This window comes from Microbulbifer sp., from assembly GCF_051659245.1.
In the GTDB taxonomy this organism is placed as follows: domain Bacteria; phylum Pseudomonadota; class Gammaproteobacteria; order Pseudomonadales; family Cellvibrionaceae; genus Microbulbifer.
The window spans coordinates 20,110-42,149 of record NZ_JBOFOC010000016.1; the positions used below are offsets into that span (position 1 = coordinate 20,110).

Genomic DNA, 22,040 nt, shown 5'->3' on the forward strand with positions numbered 1-22,040 from the left:
TCACAAGCTCTGCTCCCGGCAGCGGGGCTGTGGGGCCCGGCCGGGGGGACGCGCAAAGGTTAGTCGGTCGAGGGGGGGCGCCCCTTGATCCAGGTCAACCAGCCGTGTCGTCGCCTGTCTTGAGAGAAGCGTTCCTGTTTTCCTCTATCACCGCCACTTTTTCAATGGTTTTCAGCAGTGCATCGGGGGTGAGGCTGATGGAGTCGATGCTGTGGCGCACCAGGTATTCCGCCACTTCGGGATAGTCCGACGGCGCCTGGCCGCAGATACCGGCGTGGATGCCGTTGCGGTGCGCGCCCTCGATGGCCCAACGGATCATCTCCAGCACGCCGGGGTCGCGCTCGTCGAAATCGAAGGCGACGATATCCGAATCCCGGTCCACCCCCAGCACCAGTTGGGTCAGGTCGTTGGAACCGATGGAGATGCCGTCGAATAGTTGACTGAACGCATCGATCTGCACCACGTTGTTGGGGATCTCGCACATTACATAGACTTCCAGGTCCTCCTCGCCCTGTTTGAGGCCGTGATTCGCCATGGCCTCGAGCACCTTTTCACCCTCCGGAATCCGGCGGCAGAAAGGGATCATCACCTTGATGTTTTTCAGCCCCATCATCTCCCGCGCGCGCTTGATCGCGGCGCACTCCAGGGCGAAACCCGCTTCGTAGGCCTCGTGCGTATAGCGCGCGGCGCCGCGGAAGCCGAGCATGGGGTTGTCCTCTTTGGGCTCGAAAGTACTGCCGCCGATCAGTTGCGCGTATTCGTTGGACTTGAAGTCCGAGGTGCGCACGATCACCGGGCGCGGGTAGAAGGCTGCGGCGATGGTGCCGATGCCTTCCGAAAGCTTTTCGATAAAGAAATCCCCCCCGCTCTCGTGCAGGGCGGTCAACTCGGCGATCCGCCGCCGCGCCTCCTCGTCCTCCACCCGCTCGGGAAATCGCAGTGCCATCGGATGCGCCTTGATGTATTCGTTGACGATAAACTCCATGCGCGCCAGGCCGACACCGTCGCAGGGGAGGGCGCTGAGGCGGAAGGCCTGATCCGGGCTGCCCAGGTTGATCATCATTTTGGTATGCGACCTGCGCAGGCTCTCCAGTTCGGTGGTGGTGACCTCGAAGGGAATTTCTCCGGCATAGACTTTGCCGATATCCCCTTCGGCGCAGGACAGGGTGACAGTCTCTCCGTCGCGTAAATTGCCACTTTCGCCGCCGATACCCACTACGGCGGGAATACCGAATTCGCGCGCGACAATGGCGGCGTGGCAGGTGCGCCCGCCGCGTACGGTGATCACCGCGGCGGCGCGGCGCATGGCGGGACCCCAGTCCGGGCTGGTGCTTTCGGCAAACAGCACCTCGCCTTCGTGAAAGTCCACCAGCTGCCTGGCGTTGTCTATTTTGCGCAACTTGCCGCTGGCGATATTGGCACCGACGGCGCGCCCGCGAGCCAGCACGGATTGCTTATCGGGTTTTTCGGTAAGATGGTAGCGCTCCAGCTGGCTGCGTTTTTTTTGCGAGGCGACGGTTTCCGGGCGCGCCTGCACCAGGTAGAGCTGGCCGTCGTCGCCGTCCTTGGCCCATTCGATATCCATCGGGGATTCTTTGCCGCGCCGGTCGCTGTAGAGCTTTTCGGTTCGGATGGCGTAGTCCGCCAGGGTCAGGACCTCTTCGTCGCTGAGGCAGAAGTGCCGCCGGCGTTCGTCGGGTGTGTCGATATTGTGCATTTCCTGGCTGTTGATATCCTCGTCGCACACCAGAGTCTGCTGCTTGGCGCCGAGTTCCCGGCGCAGCACGCAGCGGTGGCGGAGTTCGAAGGTGGGTTTGTGCACATAGAATTCGTCCGGGTCCACCGTACCCTGGACGATATTTTCACCCAGGCCGTAGGCCCCGTTGATAAAGACAACGTCGCGGAAGCCGCTGTCGGTATCCAGGGTAAACATGACTCCGCTGGCGGCCAGGTCGGCGCGCACCATCTTCATTACCGCGATGGCCAGGAAGACTTTGAAGTGATCGAAGCCGTTGCGCTCGCGATAGCTGATAGCGCGCTCGGTAAACAGGGAGGCGAAGCAGTGGCGGCAGGCGTCGAGCAGCCCGTCGTTGTCGCCGATATTCAGGAAACTGTCGTGCTGCCCCGCAAAGCTGGCATTCGGCAGGTCCTCCGCAGTGGCGGAGCTGCGCACCGCCACCCGCAACCCCGGGCCGTATTGCTCGCAGAGGTCGAGATAGGCCCGGCTTATCTCTTCGCACAGATCATCGGGCAGACCCGCATCGTAGATCAGGGTACGTGCTTCTTTGGCGATTTCCGCCTGGCTGTTATCTTTCTGTGTCTTTTCCATCAGCCGGCGGAGGGGCTTCCAGAGGTCGGCGCGATCGAGAACCTCGCGATAGGCAGCACTGGTAACTGCAAATCCGTTTGGCACGTGAATTCCCTGTGAACCCAGGGCCCGGTACATTTCCCCGAGGGATGCGGTCTTGCCTCCTACCAGGGGGACGTCGTCCAAGCCTATTTGGTCGAACCAGCGGATATAGCGATCACCTGGCATTGCGAATGCACCTCCGGGATTGTCCTTTCTTTCAACCTGAGTGCCCATCTTTCTTTTGTATCTTTGACCATAGCCGAGGCGGCTCCCGGCTGCTGGTCTATAGTTTCCCGGTGCCCCGCGATAGTGCTACTCCCGACGGAGGTGATTGGGATGACATTGAGCCGCAGGGATTTTTTGCTTTCGTTAGGGCTGGGGGCAACCGCCAGCACCCTTCAGGGAGTTGTTGCTTGCGGAAAATCGACCGCCGATGGCCAGGGCGCGGAAAAAGGCTCCGATGAATGGGAGAGTATACGTGCGCGCTTTGCGCTGTCTCCCGACCACATCCACCTTGCTGGCCTGCTGATTGCCTCTAATCCCGATCCTGTCCGCAAGACCATCGAGGAGCATAGGAAAGCGCTCAATGAAAATCCGGCAGTGTATGTGCTGGATAATAACGCGGAGCTTCAACGGAAAGTGCGGCGGGCTGCGGCCAGGTACATGGGAGTGGAAAGCGACGATATTGCACTGACCGACAGCACTACCATGGGGTTGGCTCTTGTATACAATGGAGTGAAGATCCGGGAAGACCAGGAAATGCTCACCACGGATCACGACTATTACTCTACCCATGCGTCCTTGCGTTATAAGGCAGCCCGTTCGGGCGCTTCTGTACGGGAGATCCCCCTCTACCAGGGAGTCGAGCCTGTCTCCGAAAGCAGGATTGTGGAGAGACTGATTGCAGAGGTTCGCCCCAATACGCGGGTTATTGCACTCACCTGGGTCCACTCGAGTACAGGGTTGAAGTTTCCCATCCGGGGTGTGGCCGATGCTCTTGTAGAGATTAATAGAAACCGCAATGAAGATGACCGGGCGCTGCTCTTTGTCGACGGAGTCCATGGCCTGGGGGTCGAAGACATCGATATCAGTGCGCTGGGCTGTGATTTTTTTATCGCCGGAACGCACAAGTGGATGTTTGGTCCCCGTGGGACGGGGATTGTCTGGGGGGCTCCCCAATCCCAGGCGGCTGTGTCACCGACCATTCCCACTTTTTCGCATGGTGAAGGGTGGGGAGAGACTATGTCGCCAGGCGGATACAAGCCTTTTGAGCATCTGTGGGCGCTGACGCAAGCATTTGAGTTCCACCGGGAGATCGGCAGGGCTCATGTCACTAATCGCATTCATTCCCTGAACCGGAAATTCAAGGAAGGGATGGCCGGGATGGCTCATGTGAAGCTGCATACCCCCATGGAGGAAAACCTCTCTGCGGGAACCATTTGCTTTGAAGTCGATGGGATGTCACCCGAGCAGGTGGTGGATCGGTTAATGGAGCGCAATATCGTTGCCAGTACCACCCCTTACAGCCCCTCATACGCGCGAATCGCACCGGGACTTATCAATTCCATGTCAGAAGTCGAACCCGTGTTGCAGGCACTGCAAAAGTTGGGGAGTTAGTACCAAGTGGGTCCTTGTGGCTGCCTGTCCCGAGCTGCTTCTGCCCCTGAGCGAAGCGCATCCGCAGCCCCAGGCCTTGTAACTGGTGGATGCGCTTCGCTTATCCACCCTACAAATAAGGCTATTTGTGCTTAAGTCAGTGCCATTCCGTCCAGACCTGTTTGGTCTGACCAGCGGACACCCGACGCTGCGAGGACTCCCTGCATTGGCCATTGTTTCAACCTGAGGGCCTGCCTTTCTTCCGTATTATTGATCCCAAACAAGGCAGATTCCGTCTACTGGTCTATAGTTTTCTGGTGCCTGGTCCCGGTGCCCCATGGTCTCAGAGGAATTCATTGCGAGAAAGGCCAGCGGGCAGTGCGCTGCCTATAGCACAACTGTCGCCGAGACAATAAGCGCCATATCTGTCGGTTTCCTTGCCCGGTCCAGGTACAAACAATTCATCAGAGAAAGACTAATGCGACAGTCGAATCGCCGGGCAACTATTTGCCCGCCGCGATGACGACGCAATGCCGGACTTCGCAGAGGAAATACACGTGCCCTTCAAACAAATACTCCTGCCACTCGATGGCTCCTCCACAGCGGAGGAGGCCGTCTCCCACGCTATATTCATTGCCGAGAGCTGTGGCGCCCGCGTTCACATGCTGCATGTGCAAACCTCTCACGGCGATGAGCACAGCCCCGATTCCGTGGACTGGCGGCTGCGCAGGGCCGAAATGCGCAGCTATCTCAGCCAGCTGGAGCGGCGCCTGTCAGAGCGAAATATTCCAGTGACTTTGAATATCGTCGAGGGCCGGCCTTCGGAGCAGATCGTCGAGTATTCGGAAGAGAACGACATCGATCTACTGATCTTTACCGCCTATGGAAAGGGGGGCATCAGCCGGTTTCACTTCGGCAGTACCGCGCACAAGGTCATCAGCGGCTCCGGGATTTCCTTTATGATCGTTCGGCCCGGGGAGCTGCCGCCAGGGCGGGCGGACAAGGCTTTCAAGCGCATCCTGATTCTGATGGACGGCTCGCACAGCTCCGAGTGGGTGGCCTGCCAGGTCGCGGCCATGGTGCGCGGCCAGGAGGTGGAACTGATTTTACTGCAGGTCATCTCGGTGCCCGAAATGCCGCGCCGCATGCCCATTACCCAGGAAGAGTACGCCCTACGGGAGAAATTCGTCGAATGCAACCGGCGAGCGGCGAAAGCCTACCTCGAGGATATTGCCCGGCAGCTGCAGAACGGTATCAAGGTCCGCGTTCGCCTGGAGGTGACGCAGAGTGTTGTAGAGAAGGTCTGCGGCGCGGCCATGGAGGAAGAGGTCGACCTGATTGCCATGGATGTCCACGATACCCAGGGCGGCACACACTGGGAAAAGGGCAACCTCAGCCAGGCGGTAATGTGCCGCTGTTCCCTGCCGTTGCTGGTCTTCCAGGACCTGCCCGACACCCATCCCCAGCACCTGCATACGGGCGGCGAGTTCTGCCCGGTATCGCACTTCAATCACCCCAGTGACAGGAATGTCGAATGAAACTGTATGGGCGTAAGTTCTTTTCGCGCCCGGTGGCATCCGGTGGGGCGCAACCGCAAAGCGTGAAGCGGGGTATTGTCAAGGAGGAAAACGAGCAGGGCGGCCCGGAAGAGGATATTTCCGCCCTGGCGAAGGAGCACAGGAATATCCTTTCCGGCCCGGGAAAATACCACCTCAAGCCGAAGCTGAAGGCGCTCGAACGGCATTTCCCGGATATTTACCAGCGGATTGCCGCCCGTATAGAGGCTGGCGAAACGGGAACCCGTGGCGAGGAGTGGTTGCTGGACAATCGCCACGTGGTGCAGGAAGCGCTGGAGCTGGTACGGGAATCCCTGCCGCCGTCTTTTCTGAAGCAACTCCCAAAAATCCGCGGCGGGGAGGGGCGCCCCGATCTGCGGGTTCGGGTCCTGGCCGTGGCCCTTTTGTCAACCGACGACAAGCCACTGGATATGGAGCGTATCCGCCCACTGGTGGAGCGCTATCAGGATGACACTGTCCTGACCACCGGCGAATTGTGGGCGCTCCCGGCCGTCCTGCGCCTGGCCCTGTTGGAATCCCTGGCCGGCTATGCCGAGGACGTGCTCGGCTCCGAGGATGCCGAGCGGGACTTCGAGGCGGCGGAACTCGGTGGGGTCGGCGTGGCCAGCGCCATTATCAGCCTGCGCGACCTCCGCACATGCAACTGGCGCGAGTTTGTGGAAGGGCTCAGCCGCGTGGAGATGGTCCTCAGGCAGGACCCGGCGGACGCCTACACCCGCATGGATTTCAAAACCCGCGACAGTTACCGCGACGCCGTTGAGAAAATCGCGCGCGGCAGTTGCAAGCCGGAGTACGAGGTGGCGGAGCGGGCCCTGGAACTGAGCCGGGCCCAGGCATCCGACAGCCGCGAGCAGCATCTGGGCTTTTACCTGGTGGGGGAGGGGCGCCGCCAATTCGAGGAATCCCTCAAGTGCCGGCTTCCCTGGGGGAGCCGTCTTTACCGCTGGATCACCGACCACGCGCTTGCAGTTTACTCTACAGGGCTGGCCGTATTTTTCCTGCCTCCGCTGGTTGGCCTTGCTGTTTACCTGATTGCCGGAGGGACATCCGCCTGGGTAGTGGTATTGGCCCTGCTGCTTACCACGATACCGCTGCTGGGTTTTGCCCTGGCGCTGGTGAATGGCCTGATCACCCACAGCCTGCCGCCGCGCAAGCTCCCCAAGCTCAATTTCGAGACGGGGATTCCGGCGGATTACCGCACCGCGGTGGTCATGCCCGTGCTGATCGCCGATACCGAGGACGTGCACCGTATTCTGCAGTGCGTGGAAATCAATTACCTGAACAACACCGACAACAACTTCGTCTACGTGGTGTTGAGCGATTTCGCCGATGCCGGCGAGCAGGACTGCGACAGCGACAGCCTCCTGCTGAAAATCGCCGAAGAGTCCTTCTCCGCGCTGAACCGACGCTATGGCCGCGACAGCCCCTTCCTGCTGCTGCACCGCAGGCGCTGCTGGAACGCCGCCGAGGGCTGCTGGATGGGCTGGGAGCGCAAGCGCGGCAAGCTGGTCGAGTTCAACCGCCTGATCCGCGGGGACGAGGACACCACCTTCGAGACCTGTTTCGGCGATCGCGCCGCGCTGCACGGGTTGCGCTACGTGATCACCCTGGATGCGGACACCCAAATGCCGCCGGGCACCGCCCGGCGTCTCGTGGGCACCATCGCCCACCCCCTGAACCGCGCGCAGATGGACACCGCCGGGCAGCGGGTGGCGGCGGGCTACGGCTTCCTTCAGCCCCGCCTGGAAATCGACCCCGCCGACACCGCAGACACAATGTTCACGGAAATATTTTCCGGCGACAGAAGCGTGGACCTCTATACCCACGCAGTGTCGGATGCCTACCAGGACCTGTTCGGCGAGGGCATCTTCGCCGGCAAGGGGATCTACGATCCGGAGGTATTGGAGCAGACCCTGGCGGGCCGCCTGCCGGAGAACGCGGTGCTCAGCCACGATCTGCTGGAGGGCGCCATCGGCGGCACCGCGCTGCTGTCCGATACGGTGGTCTACGAGCAGTATCCGCCCAATGTCTTCGCCCTGTTGCGGCGCTCCCACCGCTGGATACGCGGTGACTGGCAGCTGCTGCCCTGGCTGCGCCGCCGGGTGCCGGCCGCCGGCGACACGCGGGTGAAAAACCCGCTGCCGCTGATCCACCAGTGGAAAATCGCCGACAACCTGCGGCGCAGCCTGGAGGCGCCCGGTGTATTGCTCTTGTTCCTGCTCGCCTGGAGCGGATGGCTGCCCGGCTCCGCCTGGGCCTGGACCCTGGCGCTGCTCGCACTGACCGCGGCACCGGTGTGGGTGGAACTGTTGTCATTGTTGTGGCGCAGCGCGGCCAACCCCCTGAACGTACACCGGCATTTCCGGGGTACACCGGGGCTGCTGCGCCAGCGGCTGCTGCACTGGCTGCTGTCGCTGGCGCTGCTGCCCTACCAGGCGGTCAGTACCCTGGACGCGATAGTACGCACCCTCTACCGGCTGGGTATTTCCCGGCGGCACCTGCTGGAGTGGCGGTCCTGCGCCCATGTGAACCGGGCACTGGGCCGGGCCATGGGAGCGGTCGGCGCCTGGCGGGAAATGTGGATTTCCCCCGCGCTGGCCGCCATCGTGGCACTCGGCCTGATTTTCCGCGAGCCGGCGAGCCTGCTCGCCGCCGCGCCGCTCCTGCTGGCCTGGCTGATGGCGCCGCAACTGACCCGCTGGATAGACCGGCCACCGGTAATCAAACAATTGCCCGTCGGCGATGAAGACCGGCGGGAACTGCGCCTGCTGGGGCGGCGCACCTGGTTTTTTTTCCAGCAGTTCATGGGGCCGAACGATCACTGGCTGCCGCCGGACAACTATCAGGAGGAGCCCCTGGCGGTGCTCGCGCGCCGCACTTCCCCCACCAATATCGGCCTCGGGCTGCTGAGTGTCCTGAGCGCCTACGATTTCGGCTATATAGACCTGACCCAACTGCTCGCCAGCCTGAACAACAGCTTCGACCGCATGGGCTCCCTGGAGCGCTACCGGGGGCATTTCCTGAACTGGTTTGAAACCCGTGAACTGCGCCCGCTGTTGCCCCGTTACGTCTCCACCGTGGACAGCGGCAACCTCGCGGGGTCCCTGCTGGCCCTGGCCGGCGGCCTGGAGGAGATGTTGTATCTCCCGCCCGCGGGGCGGCAATTGGTGCGCGGGGTTGTGGACACCCTCGGTATCATCGAGGAGACCCTTCAGCCCAGCGACGGCTCGAAACCCGGGGAGGAGCTGCGGGAAATCATCGCGCAGATACATGACCTGCGCGACCGCCTGGAGGAACGGGTGGAGGAGGGCGACTGGTGGTCCGTGGTAGAGGAGGCCTACCAGCGGGAAATACCGGAGCTGCAGGAGCGGATGCTGGCGCTGATCGAGAGCGACGACAAGAGTTTCAGTGCCGAGGCGCTGGGACGCCTGCGCCACTGGCTCGACGAACTGCACCACCAGCGGATATTCCTGCGCCGCCACCGGGAAAGCATCGAGGCCTGCCACCCCCTGCTCGAGGAACCGCCCCCGGCGTACCGGGAAGCGGATACCCCCCTCGCAGATAGCTACGAAGTACTGGCAGTGGCCCTGGACCCCCAGGTCCCTCTGGGGAAACTCGCCGAACGCTGCTGGGAGGCGGAAGAGATTCTCGAGCGGCTCGAGTCCACCCTGGCGGACTCGGATATTTCGCAGGAACTGCGCCGACAGGCAGAAGACTGGAACAGCGAACTGCGGACCGCATTGGAATCCACCCGCGAACACGCGGACAAGCGCACGCGGGAACTGCGCGGGCTGGCCACGCGGGCCCGGAACTGGGTGCAGGAGATGGAGTTCGGTTTTCTCTACGACCGGGACCGCCACCTGTTTCGCATCGGTTACAACGTCACCGACGCCAGCCTCGATCCCAACTACTACGACCTGTTGGCCTCGGAATCGCGCCTGGCCGGGTTCATCGCCGTGGCCAAGGGGGATGTCCCCAGCCAGCACTGGCTGCACCTGGAGCGCCCCTTCCGGCGATTGAAGGGAAAGGTGGTGCTGATGTCCTGGAGTGCCACCCTGTTCGAATACCTGATGCCCCGCCTGCTGATGGAGACCCCGGACCACAGCCTGATCGCGAAGGCCTGCCGCAACGCCATCGAGGTCCACCGCGATTTTACCCGGCGGCTGGGATTACCCTGGGGGATTTCCGAATCCGGCTACTACCAGCTCGATACCCACCTGCACTACCAGTACCGGGCCTTTGGGGTACCGGGCATCGGCTTTCGACGGGACCTGGGCGACCGCCTGGTAATATCCCCCTATTCGTCGATGATGGCGCTGCCTTTCGACGCCGCGGCTGTGGTGGACAACCTGCGCGGATTGCGCACCCACGGCGGCTACGGTCAATACGGCCTGTACGAGGCGATCGACTTCGGCCGCACCGCCAAAGCCGCGCCGCGCAGGGCGCGCACCGTGCGCTCCTATATGAGCCACCACCAGGGCATGATCATGTTGGCCCTGAACAATTTCTTTCACGCCGACGTCATGTTGCGGCGCTTTCACCGGGAGCCGCGCATCGCCGGTCTGACGCCGCTGCTGCACGAACGCATCCCTTCCGCACCCGCGGCACCGGTACCCTGGAGCCGCCCCGGTGCTGTCCGCGGTTTCCACCCGGCGGTGCCCCTGGAGAGTTGGTGGGCCACCCTGCACGGAGTGCGTCCGCAGTACAACCTGTTGTCCAACGGCCACTACTCCCTGATTAACAGCGCCGAAGGCGGCGGTGGCAGCTATTGGCACAATATCGCCCTGACCCGCTGGCAACCGGACCCCACCAGGGCACAGTTCGGGCAGTGGTGCTATGTGCGCGACCTGGACAAGGGAACGCTCTTTTCCATCGGCCTGGACCCCTGTGGCGCGGATACCAGCTTGTGCGCCGCCAGTTTCGCGCCCCACTGCACCGAATACCAGCGGCGGGAGTCCGAGCTGTTCTGCCGCCTGCGCATCGCCATCAGCTCCCAGCACGACCTGGAGGTCCGCCGGCTGATCATCAAGAACGAGAGTGCGCGCCCGCGCCGGCTGTTGCTGGGCACTTATGCGGAAGTGGTGCTGGCCCCGGAACAGGAGGACCGACGCCACCCGGCTTTCGCCAAACTTTTCGTGGAGAGCCACCACCTGCCCGAGGAGCAGACCATGCTCTACCGGCGCCGGCCGCGCAGCAGCGAGGAGAAGCCCGTCTACCTGGGTCACAGCGTGCTGGTACAGCCGGGGGTGAAACACAGGCTCGCCTGGGAAACGGACCGCTGGCGCTTCCTCGGGCGCGGCGGCTCCCCGGCGCGCCCCCAGGCACTGGAGAAGGGGCTGGCGGGCTTCAGTGGCACCACCGGCGCGGTCCTCGATCCGGTGATCGCCACCGGTGTGGAACTGACCGTGCCGGCGCAGTCGGAAATTGAAGTCGCCTACCTGACCGGGGTCAGCAAATCCCGGCGGGAACTGATGGGGGTGCTGCGCTCCCGCCGCTCACTGCCCCAGGTACATTGGATTTTCGACCTGGCGCGCATGCAATCGGAGCACGAACTGCAGAACCTGCGCATGGCGTCGGGGAACCTGCGCTGGATGATGGAGTTGCTGTCGGCGCTGCTCTCGCCGGACAGCAGTGTGCGCGCGCCCTCCCGGATACTCGGCCGCGGCCGGCAATTGCAATCCAGCCTGTGGAGCCGGGGCATCTCGGGCGACAATCCGATCCTGCTGCTGCAGGTCCAGAGTTCCGGGGAGGTCGCCTTCGCCGAGCCCATCCTGCAGGCGCACACCTACTGGTGCGGCCGGGGGATAGCCATCGACCTGGTGATCATCGATGAGGATTCCGCCGGCTACGAACAGAACACCCGGGATCGGCTGCAATACATCAGTACCGATGTCCGCGGCAGGACCCTGCGCAAGCTGAGTGGCTCGGTATTTATTGTCCCCGGGCGGGAGCTGCCCGGGGAGGAGCGGGAGCGGTTGGCGGCCGCGGCGCGGGTTGTGCTGGATTCCTCTGCCGGCCCGGTCTCGGCACAGATCGCCGCCCCCGGTGTGCCCCAGCACTTGCCCCCCTTCGTGCCGGTTCGCCCCGCGGACTACGAGCCGCAGCCCACGCCGGATCTGGAGCGGCCGGAGGACCTGCTGTTCGACAACGGTATCGGCGGCTTCAGCGCCGACGGCAGGGAATACGTGCTGCACCTGGAGAGAGGACAGCGCCCGCCGGCGCCCTGGGTCAACGTAATCGCCAATCCCTCTTTCGGCTGTCTGGTGACAGAAGCGGGCTCTTGTTGCACCTGGTCCGGCAACAGCGGTGAGCACCGCCTGACCGCCTGGCAAAACGATCCGGTGCGCGATCCCAGTGGGGAGGTCCTCTACCTGCGGGACGAGGAGACCGCCGAGGTGTGGTCGCCGACACCGGCGCCGCGCCCCGCAGATGCCCCCTACCAGGTGCGCCACGGCGCCGGTTACACCGAATACCGGCACAACAGCCACGGCATGGAACAGGCCTGGCGGGTCTTCGTGCATCGGCAGGAGCCGGTAAAGATCGGCCGCCTGACCCTGACCAACAGCTGGGACCGGCCGCGGCGCATCACCGCCACCTATTACGTGGAGTGGGTCCTGGGGCTGACCCGGGCGGGCACCTGGCCCTATATCGTCAGCGAATTTGAATCCCACAGTGAAGTGCTGTTGGCGCGCAACACTTTCACCCGCGATGCCGACGCCGGCGTGGCATTTCTCGCCGCAAGCCTGCCGGTCCACGGCCTGACCACGGACCGCACGGAATTCCTGGGGAAATCCGGCGGGCTCCATGCTCCGGCAGCCATGTTCTGCATCGGCCTTTCCGGCCAGGTGGACCACGGCGGCGACCCCTGCGCGGCCTATCAGGTGCATATCGACCTGGAGCCCGGCGCCACAGAGCAGATCTATTTCGTGCTGGGAGAGGGCGCCGACCGCAAGCGGGCCCTGGAGCTTGCCGAGGAGTTCAGCGATCCGCAGCGGGCGGAGTCGGCCCGCGAGGAAGCTGAAGGATTCTGGGAGGAATACCTGGGCAGCGTACAGATCGAGACGCCGGACAAGGCCACGGACCTGCTGGTGAACCGCTGGCTGCCGTACCAGACCCTGGCCTGCCGGCTCTGGGGCCGCAGCGGCTACTACCAGTCCAGCGGTGCCTTCGGTTTCCGCGACCAACTGCAGGATGTGCAGGCGCTGCTGTGGACGCACCCGGAGTGGACCCGGGAGCATATCCTGCGCGCCGCTTCGCGGCAGTTCCAGGACGGTGACGTACTGCACTGGTGGCACGAGAACCCTTTGCGGGGCGTGCGTACCCGATGTTCCGACGACCTGCTGTGGCTGCCGTTTGTCACCGCGGAGTACATCCGCACAACCGGGGACTACTCCATCCTGGAGGAGTGGGTCAGCTACCTGCAGGGGCCTCCCCTGGAAAAGGACGAAAACGAGCGCTACACGGAATACGAAACCAGCGCGGAAACCGGCTCCCTTTACGAACACTGCTGCCGGGCCATAGAGCGCGCCGGCGCGGTGGGCCCCCACGGCCTGCCGGTGATCGGCAACGGCGACTGGAACGACGGCTTCAACCGCATCAGTACCACCGGGCGCGGCGAGAGCGTCTGGCTGGGCTGGTTCCTGGTGCGGGTCTGCCGGGATATGGCGCCCCTGTGCGAGCATATGGGCGACGGCGCCCTGGCGGACCACTACCGCGAACTGGGCGAGAATCTCAAGCAGCAGGTGGAGGAAAACGGCTGGGACGGCGCCTGGTACCGGCGCGCCTACTACGACGATGGCACACCGGTGGGTTCGGAGAAGAGCGACGAGTGTAAGATCGACCTGATTGCACAGACCTGGTCGGTCCTGGCCCCGGAAAAGCCGGTAGAGAGGGCGCCCACGGCAATGCAGTCTGCCTACCGGCACCTGGTGCGCGAGGAGGCCCGGCAGATACTGCTGTTGGCGCCGCCCTTCAACCGCACGAAAAAAGATCCCGGCTACATCAAGGGCTACCCGCCAGGCATCCGCGAAAACGGCGGCCAGTACACCCACGCCGCCACCTGGGCCGTCTGGGCCGCCGCCGGCCTCCGCGACAGCGGGCGCGCCTGGCACCTGTTCGACCTTCTCAACCCGATTACCCATACCTCCGACGCCGAAGGCGTGCAGCGCTACCGTACCGAACCCTATGTACTGGCCGGGGACGTCTACGGGGTGGCGCCGCACGTGGGCCGGGGCGGCTGGACCTGGTATTCCGGCGCTTCCGCCTGGCTCTACCGCGGGGCGCTCGAAGTCCTGCTCGGCCTGCGCGTCCGCGGAGACAATCTGGAGATAAAACCCTGTCTGCCCCCTTCCTGGGAGCGCTATCGCGTGACACTGCGTCGCGGCAACAGCAGCTATGACATCGAAGTGGAAAACTGCGGCGGCTGCCCGGAGGAAATCCACGAGTTGAACCTGGATGGAGAGAAGATCGACGGGCCGCAGATCCCGTTCAGGGACGATGGCGAGCGCCACCGGGTGCGCATTGTCTTCGCAGCGCAGGGTAGTGGGGATTGACCGTTGACCACCGGCTGGGAGCATTTCAGCCACGAGGCCGATATGGGGCTTCGCGGTTATGGCGCGACGCCGGAGGAAGCTTTCGAGCAGACCGGCCTGGCGCTGACCGCGACCGTTACCGAACTGGACAGTGTGTCGCCGGATGAGCGCGTGGACGTCGAGTGCGAAGCCCCCGATCTCGAGCTATTGCTGGTGGATTGGATCAATGCGCTGGTCTACGAAATGGCCACGCGCAAAATGCTCTTTTCCCGTTTCGCGGTAAAGCTGGACGGGAACCGGTTGAGCGGCAGCGCCTGGGGCGAGCCAGTGCAGCGGCAGAAGCATATGCCGGCGGTGGAAGCCAAGGGGGCCACCTACACTGCATTGAAAGTCTGTGAGCAAGAGAACGGCGGCTGGATGGGGCAGTGCGTTATCGACGTGTGAAGTGGGCGAAGTTCTGTAGGATGGGCACGCTTCGCTTTGCCCATCCTCCAAAAAGCTGACCTCTGGTTAAATCGGGTGGAGCTCAATGGTACTAAGTTAAGCGCGATTGGCCCGATGTAGGGTGGATAAGCGAAGTGCATCCACCACTCCAGCAGCCGGCTTCTGGTGGATGCGCTTCGCTTATCCACCCTACAAAAATGCCCGGCTCCCTTAACTTAGCGGCATTCAGGGTGGAGCTCTTCGCATCTGAGGTGGCGATATGAAAAAAGGCGAATACGCTCTCGAGCGCGAGTCGGAATTCAGCTGGCGTATGGACCCCTCCGGCAAAATGCGGGTGCCTGGGATAATCTACGCTGACGAATCGCTAATTCGCGATATGGACGACAAGGTGTTCGAGCAGCTGGCCAACGTGGCCAGCCTGCCGGGTATCGTACAGGCGGCCTACGCGATGCCCGACGCCCACTGGGGTTACGGGTTTCCCATCGGCGGCGTGGCGGCCTTCGATCCCGATGAAGGCGGCGTGGTCTCCGCCGGCGGCGTCGGCTTCGATATTTCCTGCGGGGTGCGCTGTCTGCGCACCGGCCTTACCGTGGACGACATCGAGCCCCACAAAAAAAAATTGGCCGACCAGCTCTACAAACATATTCCAGTGGGTGTCGGCAGTACCGGGCGCATTCACCTGAATGACAAGGGTATGCAGGCGATGCTGCGCGGCGGCGCGCGCTGGGCGGTGGAGCAGGGGTTCGGCAATCCCGAAGACCTGGAACATATTGAAGAGCGCGGCTGCATGGCCGGCGCCGACCCGGCGGAGGTTTCGGACAGGGCGCGCAAACGCCAACAGGACGAAATGGGCACGCTGGGATCCGGTAATCACTACCTGGAAGTTCAGCGGGTAGCGGAAATTTACGACCGGAACACAGCCGCCGCATTCGGCCTGCAGGTGGATGACGTCGTGGTGTTTATCCACTGCGGCTCCCGCGGCCTGGGTCACCAGATAGGTACCGAGTTCCTCAAGTACATGGTGCTCGCCGCGAGCCAGCACAAGATCGAGTTGCCGGACCGCGAGCTGGCCTGCGCGCCGATCAATTCCGAACTGGGCCAGGCCTATTTGGGCGCCATGCGCGCAGGCATCAACTGCGCCCTGGCCAATCGCCAGATCATCACTCACCTGACACGGGAAGTGTTTGCGGACGTACTGCCGAAGGCGGACCTGACCCTGCTGTTCGACGTTTCTCACAACACCTGCAAGGTGGAGACACACCGGGTGCAGGGCGGAGAGCGCAAACTCTATGTGCACCGCAAAGGCGCCACCCGCGCCTTCGGCCCCGGGCACCCGGAGATTCCCGAAACACTGCGCGCGGTGGGCCAGCCGGTGCTGATCGGCGGCTCCATGGGCACCGAATCGCACGTTCTCGTGGGCACCGAGCAGGGTGCGGATCTCTCTTTCCATTCCGCCTGCCACGGCGCCGGCCGCGCCATGAGCCGGCACCAGGCCACCAAACAGTGGCGCGGGCGCTCAGTGGTGGACGAACTGGCGGAGCGTGGCATCCAGATCCGCAGCCCGTCCATGCGCGGTGTAGCGGAGGAGGCGCCGGGTGCCTACAAGGATGTGCGTGCAGTGGTTGATGCGGCGGAGAAAGCGGGCCTGGCGCGCAAGGTGGTGCGGCTGGAACCACACGTATGTGTCAAAGGCTGAATCCGGATGGCTTCTATTGCCGTTTGAATCAGGCCAGACCAGAATGGCACTAAATTAAGCGGACCCCCCTGTAGGAACCTGCTTGCAGGCGAATTGAGGTCGCGGCAAGGCACCGGGAATGTTCGCCTGCAAGCAGGCTCCTACAGCGTAATCCTCAGGGACAGGAGCAACTCGGAGCTTAACTTAGTGCCATTCAGGCCAGACCAAAGCCTTCAGTGGTTGTTTCTTTTTTGCCTTTCCAGGATTCTCCGCGCCAACTCTCGGCACAGGTTTATCAGCAGCACGCCGAAGTCGAGGGGCCTTTCATAATGCAGGGCGTAGAACAGGTCTGTTGTCACCTCCAAAACATAACTGTCACTGGAGGCTATCGCAGTTCCTGGCCGCGGTATTAGCGCGATCATACTGACGAACCCTATCTCCATCCCAAAATTGAATTCGCGTATATACTTACTATGATTATTCGATGGTAGATAATAAGCAAAAGAACCCTTGAGAATGATAAAAAAGGTGTCTCCCGCTGCGCCGTCTTCGAATAGTGTCTCGCCTTTGCGCAGCGCGTAAACACGTCCCTTCTTCATCAGGTAAGCGATCGTCTGGTCGGACAGGGCGCCGAGTGCCGAGGCATTTTTTAAATGGTCGATGCCGAGTTCGTCCAGTAAAATCTCACCATCTACCTGGCGCATGGCAACCTTCTCAATAAAGTGGTCATTGATGCCTGCAGATTACTATTGATCGTGGGTCATTGTCACCTATCTCCTCTCAAACGGGGCCGCGGGATTCTACAATCTTACTCAATAATAGATCTTTGCCTTTGCTTCCCGCCAACCAAGCAGATTCATTTATGCGCAGGAACGAGCCAGTCATGGCCCAGAAATAATGCAAACGTTCATTTTGCAGGCGAAATACCTGGATAGATTAATTCAGGCGATTCGCGCGGATGGCTACCAGGTGCTTGGCCCGACGCTGTCGGAGAGAGCCATTGTCTACGATGAAATCCGTTCCGCCGACGATCTGCCGCGAGGGTGGACCGACGAGCAGGAAAAGGGCTGCTACCGGGTGAAGCGCCGTGAAGACGACGCCTATTTCGGCTACGCCGCCGGTCCCCACTCGTGGAAAAAGTTCCTGCAGTTGCCGCGACGTCCGGTGTGGCGGGCACAGAAAAGCGTCCACCCGATGCAAATAACCGCAGTTGTGGAGGAGGCGCCAGACATGGCCTTTCTCGGCGTGCGCAGCTGCGAGCTGCATGCCATCGCCACTCAGGACCGTGTGTTTGTAGATGGCCGATACCAAAACGACAGTTATGCAGAAAGGCGCGGGAAGCTCTTCATCGTGGCGGTTAACTGTACTTCCGCCGCGGCCACCTGTTTCTGCACCTCAATGAATACCGGGCCGAAGGTAACACTGCCAAATGATCTGGAAATGACTGAAGTGGTCGATGGGGAAGACCACTATTTCCTGCTCTGCAGCGGCTCGGAAAAGGGCGAGAGGATTCTGCGACAACTGCCGCTAAGGCGCGCCGGTAAAGGGCATCGCAAGGCCGAACGCGAGGCGATTCAGCGGGCGGCGAAACAGATGTTGGAGGGGCCGCGCAGTTTCGACAGTTCGGACCTGAAGGAACTGCTGTATCGCAATTACGAGAGTCCCTCCTGGGACCAGGTCGCAGACCGCTGCCTGTCCTGTGCCAACTGCACCATGGCCTGCCCCACCTGTTTCTGTTCCACGGTAGAGGACGCCACCGATCTCAGCGGTGAACACGCACAGCGTTGGGAGCGCTGGGATTCCTGCTTTACGGCTGACTTCAGTTATATCACCGGCGGTCCGGTGCGGCCGGATACCCGCTCCCGCTACCGCCAGTGGATGACCCACAAACTGGCCACATGGTACGACCAGTTCGGTACCTCCGGTTGTGTCGGCTGCGGGCGCTGCATCGCCTGGTGTCCGGTTGGCATCGATATCACCGAGGAGGTGCAGCGTATCCGGGAGGCGGAAAAACCGTGAAGAAAATCGTGGACCTATTGCGCGAGCACCCGTTCTTCGACGGTATCGAGGAGGAGTATCTCGAATTTATCGGTGGTTGTGGCGAGATCGTCGGATACAGTGCCGGCGATACTATCGCGGAGGAACACGCCCCGGCAGAGCATTTTTTCCTGATTCGCCAGGGTAGGGTCGCTATCGAGACCTATGTGCCGGGGCACGGAAAGGTGTGCCTGCAGACCCTGCAGCACGGCGATATTTTCGGCTGGTCCTGGTTGTTCCCTCCCCATCAGTGGACTTTTGATGCGCGCGCTGTGGACAGGGTCCGCGCGATTCGCCTGGGAGGTAAATGCCTGCGTCAAAAATGCCATCAGGACCCGGAACTCGGCTACGAACTGATGAGGCGCTTCGCCCGCATTATGACCGAGCGGCTGCAGGCTACCCGGATGCAGTTGCTGGACATCTACGGCCACCCTTCGCGGCCGGCGGGAGGGCAGTAGTGGTTCCCGAAGTGTTCCGCGTCGAGCGGAGAGCGGAGGAATTCCCCGGCACCTTCACCTTGCATCTTTCGCCGATCGGGATGGGCAGGGTAGCGGGATTCCAGCCGGGGCAATTCAGTATGCTCTACGCTTTCGGGGCCGGCGAGGTGCCGATTTCCATCAGTGGTCCTGCCGACCAGGGCAGCGGTTATGTGTATACCATCAGGACTCACGGAATGGTTACCCGCGCACTGGAAAACCTTCGTGAGGGCGGGCAGTTGGGTGTACGGGGCCCCTTTGGCAGCGACTGGCCGATAACTTCTGTCGTCGGAAGGGAGATTCTGTTGGTCGCCGGAGGCCTGGGGCTGGCCCCGTTGCGCCCGGTTATTTACACCCTGCTATCGCAGGGGGGAGGTGCGGCAGTGCGCCTCTTTTACGGAGCCAGAAGTCCCAGGGAAATGCTCTATCGCGACGAACTGGTTGAGTGGTCCCGGAGTATGGATGTGCAGGTTACGGTCGACCAGGCGGAGCGGGACTGGACGGGACGCATCGGCGCGGTCACCGATCCGCTCGCGGCGATGTCCTTCGACGCCGGGAAAGCACTCGCGTTTCTCTGCGGTCCGGAAGTCATGATGCGTTTCTGTATCCGGGTGCTGCTGGAAAAAGGTATGCCGCCTTCGGCCATTTACCTTTCCATGGAGCGCAATATGAAATGCGCTACCGGCCACTGTGGCCACTGCCAGTGGGGCCCAAATTTTATCTGTAAGGATGGCCCCGTCTTTCGTTACGAGGATATCCGGCAATGGTTTCATATTCGCGCGCTGTAAGATTCCACCGAGACATTCACAATGGGTAATGCTACGCCGGTGCCCAAACTCGCCGTGTGGAAATTCGCCTCCTGTGACGGCTGCCAGCTGAGCCTGTTGGACTGCGAAGACGAACTGTTGCAGCTGGCGGATAAGATGGATATTGCCTATTTTATGGAGGCCTCCAGCCGACAACTGGAAGGGCCCTACGACCTCTCCCTGGTAGAGGGTTCCATTACTACTGCAGAAGATGAAGAGCGCATCCGCGAAGTACGTGCACAGTCGCGCACACTGGTCACTATCGGCGCCTGCGCCACCGCCGGAGGCATCCAGGCCCTGCGTAATTTTTCCGATGTGAAAGACTTCACTTCCATTGTTTACGCCCACCCCGAATATATTGCAACGCTGAAAACCTCGACACCGATCAGCGCTCACGTACCGGTGGATTTTGAACTGCAGGGATGCCCGATCAACAAACGACAGCTGTTAGAGGTGATCAGCGCTTTCCTGCACCGGCGCCCGCCACAGGTACCACCGCACTCCGTGTGTATTGAGTGCAAACTGAAAGGTAATGTATGTGTCATGGTTGCCCACGGTACGCCCTGCATGGGCCCGGTTACCCACGCCGGGTGTGGTGCGCTTTGTCCTTCCTATAATCGCGGCTGTTACGCTTGCTATGGCCCCAAGGAAAACCCCAATACCGCGTCACTGAGCCACTGGTGGAAAGAGGAAATGGGGGTACAACCGGTCACCATTGTCGAGAACCTGCGCAATTTCAATGCCGCTGCACCGGCCTTTGCCGAAGAAAGCCGCCGCCATGACAAAGAGTAAGACCATCAAGGTGGACTATCTGGCCCGTGTGGAGGGGGAGGGGGCCTTGTATATCCGCTATGACGACGGCGGCGTGCACGATGTGCAGCTGAAAATATTCGAGCCTCCGCGCTTCTTCGAGGCATTCCTACGCGGGCGCGATTACCTGGAAGCACCGGATATCACTGCACGGATCTGCGGCATCTGCCCGGTGGCCTACCAGATGAGCGCACTGCACGCCATGGAGGATGCACTTGGCCTGGTGCCGACGCCTGAACTGCGGGCTCTGCGCCGGCTGATTTACTGTGGCGAGTGGATCGAAAGCCACGTATTGCATATCGCCATGCTGCACGCACCGGATTTCCTCGGTTACCCCAGTGCCGTGGCCATGTCCAAGGATCATCCTCAGATCGTGCAGCGCGGGCTGCAGCTGAAAAAGGCCGGCAACGCCATAGTTCGCCTGCTGGGCGGCAGGGAAATACATCCGATCAATGTCCGTGTGGGCGGGTTCTACCATGTGCCCCGGGCGGGAGAACTGCGCCCGCTGGTGGACGAGCTGCAGCGGGCGCGCGATATGGCGGTGGACAATACGCGCTGGGCGGCCTCGCTGCCGTTTCCGAAATTCGAGCGCTCGACACATAATCCCTATGAATTTGTCGCCCTTTCGCATCCACACGAATACCCGATGAACGAAGGGCGGATTGTATCCACGCGGGGCCTGAACATCTCTGTGGCGGACTACGATCAACATTTCACTGAGCGACATGTCGAATATACCAACGCGTTGCACAGCGTCCTCAACCAGCGTGGGGCCTATATGGTTGGACCTATGGCGCGCTTCAACCTGAATTTCGACCGCCTGTCGCCGCTGGTCCGACAGATTGCGGGGGAAATCGGTTTTCCCCCCTTCTGTGTAAACCCTTTTCAGAGCATTGTGGTGCGGAGCCTGGAGGTACTCTACGCCTTCGATGAAGCCCTGCGGATACTGGAAAACTACCGGCGGCCGGAGGAGCCCTACCTTCAATGCGGACCCAGTGAAGCCACTGGCTACGCCGCCACCGAGGCTCCCCGGGGACTGCTCTACCACCGCTACAGCCTGGACCGGGAGGGAAAGATCACCGACGCCAAGATAGTGCCGCCCACCTCCCAGAACCAGAAAACCATCGAGGAGGACCTGCGCAGCATGATTCCACAGTATCTGCATCTTCCGGAGGAAAAGCTCAGGTGGCAGTGCGAACAGGCCATTCGCAACTACGATCCATGTATCTCCTGCTCTACACATTTCCTGAAGTTGCGCCTGGAGCGGGGAGGGAATTCCCGTGAGTGATACCGCGGTAATCAGCCTTGGGCACCGATTCCGTTGCGACGACAGTGTGGGTCCCTACATGCTGGATCGGGTGCGCCAGGGGCTGGGAAACGACGCCGTCTGTATCGAAAATGGCGGCGACGTTACCCGGTTACTGGAAGATTGGATGAACAGGCGGGTCTACCTGGTGGACGCAGCCTGTTCAGACAGCCGGGCCCCAGGAGAGGTTATCCACCTGAATGGCCTGGAAGAGGAGTTGCCGGTCAGCCTTTCCATTACCTCCAGCCACGGCCTGAATCTTTCCGAGGCAATTGAACTGGGGAGGCTGATGGGTATGCTTCCCCATGCACTGGATATCTACGCGATCTGCGGCGAGAAATTCTCCACCGGCGGGGATCTCTCCCCCGCGGTAAGAATCTCGGCGGATATGGTAGCTGAACATATTGTCACCGAGGTGATTGATACATGAGA

At 61.8% G+C, this 22,040-nt stretch carries 13 protein-coding genes; 11 read left to right on the plus strand and 2 right to left on the minus strand.

The window, feature by feature from the left end:
- Positions 1-94: 94 nt before the first annotated feature.
- The gene (gene ppsA, locus ACRC0P_RS01670) at positions 95-2,536 is read right to left on the minus strand and encodes a phosphoenolpyruvate synthase (protein ID WP_438627884.1); all 2,442 of its coding nucleotides are present in this window, start codon (positions 2,534-2,536) and stop codon (positions 95-97) included.
- A gap of 150 nt (positions 2,537-2,686) precedes the next feature.
- On the opposite strand from ppsA, the gene ACRC0P_RS01675 reads away from it, so the two are divergent.
- The 5 genes from ACRC0P_RS01675 (at position 2,687) to ACRC0P_RS01695 (ending at position 16,194) form a co-directional block, all read left to right on the plus strand.
- Positions 2,687-3,967, plus strand: a complete 1,281-nt coding sequence (locus ACRC0P_RS01675; RefSeq protein ID WP_438627886.1) for an aminotransferase class V-fold PLP-dependent enzyme — start codon at positions 2,687-2,689, stop codon at positions 3,965-3,967.
- A gap of 536 nt (positions 3,968-4,503) precedes the next feature.
- Complete coding sequence (locus tag ACRC0P_RS01680; protein WP_438627888.1) at positions 4,504-5,484, plus strand: universal stress protein; 981 nt, start codon at positions 4,504-4,506, stop codon at positions 5,482-5,484.
- On the plus strand, positions 5,481-14,075 hold the full coding sequence (locus ACRC0P_RS01685) for a GH36-type glycosyl hydrolase domain-containing protein (RefSeq protein ID WP_438627890.1): 8,595 nt from the start codon (positions 5,481-5,483) through the stop codon (positions 14,073-14,075). The genes ACRC0P_RS01680 and ACRC0P_RS01685 overlap by 4 nt, the downstream gene beginning before the upstream one ends.
- Positions 14,076-14,078: 3 nt before the next feature.
- Positions 14,079-14,498 carry an archease gene (locus tag ACRC0P_RS01690; RefSeq protein WP_438627892.1) on the plus strand — a complete coding sequence of 140 codons (420 nt, stop codon included), beginning with the start codon at positions 14,079-14,081 and terminating at the stop codon, positions 14,496-14,498.
- 259 nt (positions 14,499-14,757) lie between these two features.
- A complete protein-coding gene (locus ACRC0P_RS01695; protein WP_438627894.1) occupies positions 14,758-16,194 on the plus strand; it encodes an RtcB family protein in 1,437 nt (478 codons plus the stop codon).
- 212 nt (positions 16,195-16,406) lie between these two features.
- Here ACRC0P_RS01695 and ACRC0P_RS01700 read toward each other — a convergent pair whose 3' ends face one another.
- A complete protein-coding gene (locus ACRC0P_RS01700; protein ID WP_438627896.1) occupies positions 16,407-16,877 on the minus strand; it encodes a Crp/Fnr family transcriptional regulator in 471 nt (156 codons plus the stop codon).
- A gap of 193 nt (positions 16,878-17,070) precedes the next feature.
- Here ACRC0P_RS01700 and ACRC0P_RS01705 point away from each other — a divergent pair, with 193 nt between their 5' ends.
- From ACRC0P_RS01705 to ACRC0P_RS01730, 6 genes are read left to right on the plus strand one after another with little or no spacing between them, the layout of a single operon-like run.
- On the plus strand, positions 17,071-18,192 hold the full coding sequence (locus ACRC0P_RS01705) for a 4Fe-4S dicluster domain-containing protein (RefSeq protein ID WP_438627898.1): 1,122 nt from the start codon (positions 17,071-17,073) through the stop codon (positions 18,190-18,192).
- A complete protein-coding gene (locus tag ACRC0P_RS01710) occupies positions 18,189-18,668 on the plus strand; it encodes a cyclic nucleotide-binding domain-containing protein (protein ID WP_438627900.1) in 480 nt (159 codons plus the stop codon). Before ACRC0P_RS01705 ends, ACRC0P_RS01710 begins: the two co-directional genes overlap by 4 nt.
- The gene (locus ACRC0P_RS01715; RefSeq protein ID WP_438627902.1) at positions 18,668-19,474 is read left to right on the plus strand and encodes an FAD/NAD(P)-binding protein; all 807 of its coding nucleotides are present in this window, start codon (positions 18,668-18,670) and stop codon (positions 19,472-19,474) included. Before ACRC0P_RS01710 ends, ACRC0P_RS01715 begins: the two co-directional genes overlap by 1 nt.
- A 21-nt stretch (positions 19,475-19,495) precedes the next feature.
- Positions 19,496-20,284: an oxidoreductase gene (locus ACRC0P_RS01720; protein ID WP_438627904.1), complete on the plus strand. Its 789-nt coding sequence runs from the start codon at positions 19,496-19,498 to the stop codon at positions 20,282-20,284.
- Positions 20,271-21,590: a Ni/Fe hydrogenase subunit alpha gene (locus ACRC0P_RS01725; RefSeq protein ID WP_438627906.1), complete on the plus strand. Its 1,320-nt coding sequence runs from the start codon at positions 20,271-20,273 to the stop codon at positions 21,588-21,590. The genes ACRC0P_RS01720 and ACRC0P_RS01725 overlap by 14 nt, the downstream gene beginning before the upstream one ends.
- Positions 21,583-22,038, plus strand: coding sequence for a hydrogenase maturation protease (locus ACRC0P_RS01730; protein ID WP_438627908.1), 456 nt, complete (start codon positions 21,583-21,585; stop codon positions 22,036-22,038). Before ACRC0P_RS01725 ends, ACRC0P_RS01730 begins: the two co-directional genes overlap by 8 nt.
- The last annotated feature ends 2 nt before the right edge of the window (positions 22,039-22,040 follow it).

Coding starts and splice junctions, on each gene's coding strand:
- ACRC0P_RS01700 (WP_438627896.1), bottom strand. CDS start 16,877: ATGCGCCAGGTAGATGGTGAGATTTTACTGGACGAACTCGGCATCGAC.
- ppsA (WP_438627884.1), bottom strand. CDS start 2,536: ATGCCAGGTGATCGCTATATCCGCTGGTTCGACCAAATAGGCTTGGAC.
- ACRC0P_RS01685 (WP_438627890.1), top strand. CDS start 5,481: ATGAAACTGTATGGGCGTAAGTTCTTTTCGCGCCCGGTGGCATCCGGT.
- ACRC0P_RS01675 (WP_438627886.1), top strand. CDS start 2,687: ATGACATTGAGCCGCAGGGATTTTTTGCTTTCGTTAGGGCTGGGGGCA.
- ACRC0P_RS01725 (WP_438627906.1), top strand. CDS start 20,271: ATGACAAAGAGTAAGACCATCAAGGTGGACTATCTGGCCCGTGTGGAG.
- ACRC0P_RS01695 (WP_438627894.1), top strand. CDS start 14,758: ATGAAAAAAGGCGAATACGCTCTCGAGCGCGAGTCGGAATTCAGCTGG.
- ACRC0P_RS01705 (WP_438627898.1), top strand. CDS start 17,071: ATGCAAACGTTCATTTTGCAGGCGAAATACCTGGATAGATTAATTCAG.
- ACRC0P_RS01720 (WP_438627904.1), top strand. CDS start 19,496: ATGGGTAATGCTACGCCGGTGCCCAAACTCGCCGTGTGGAAATTCGCC.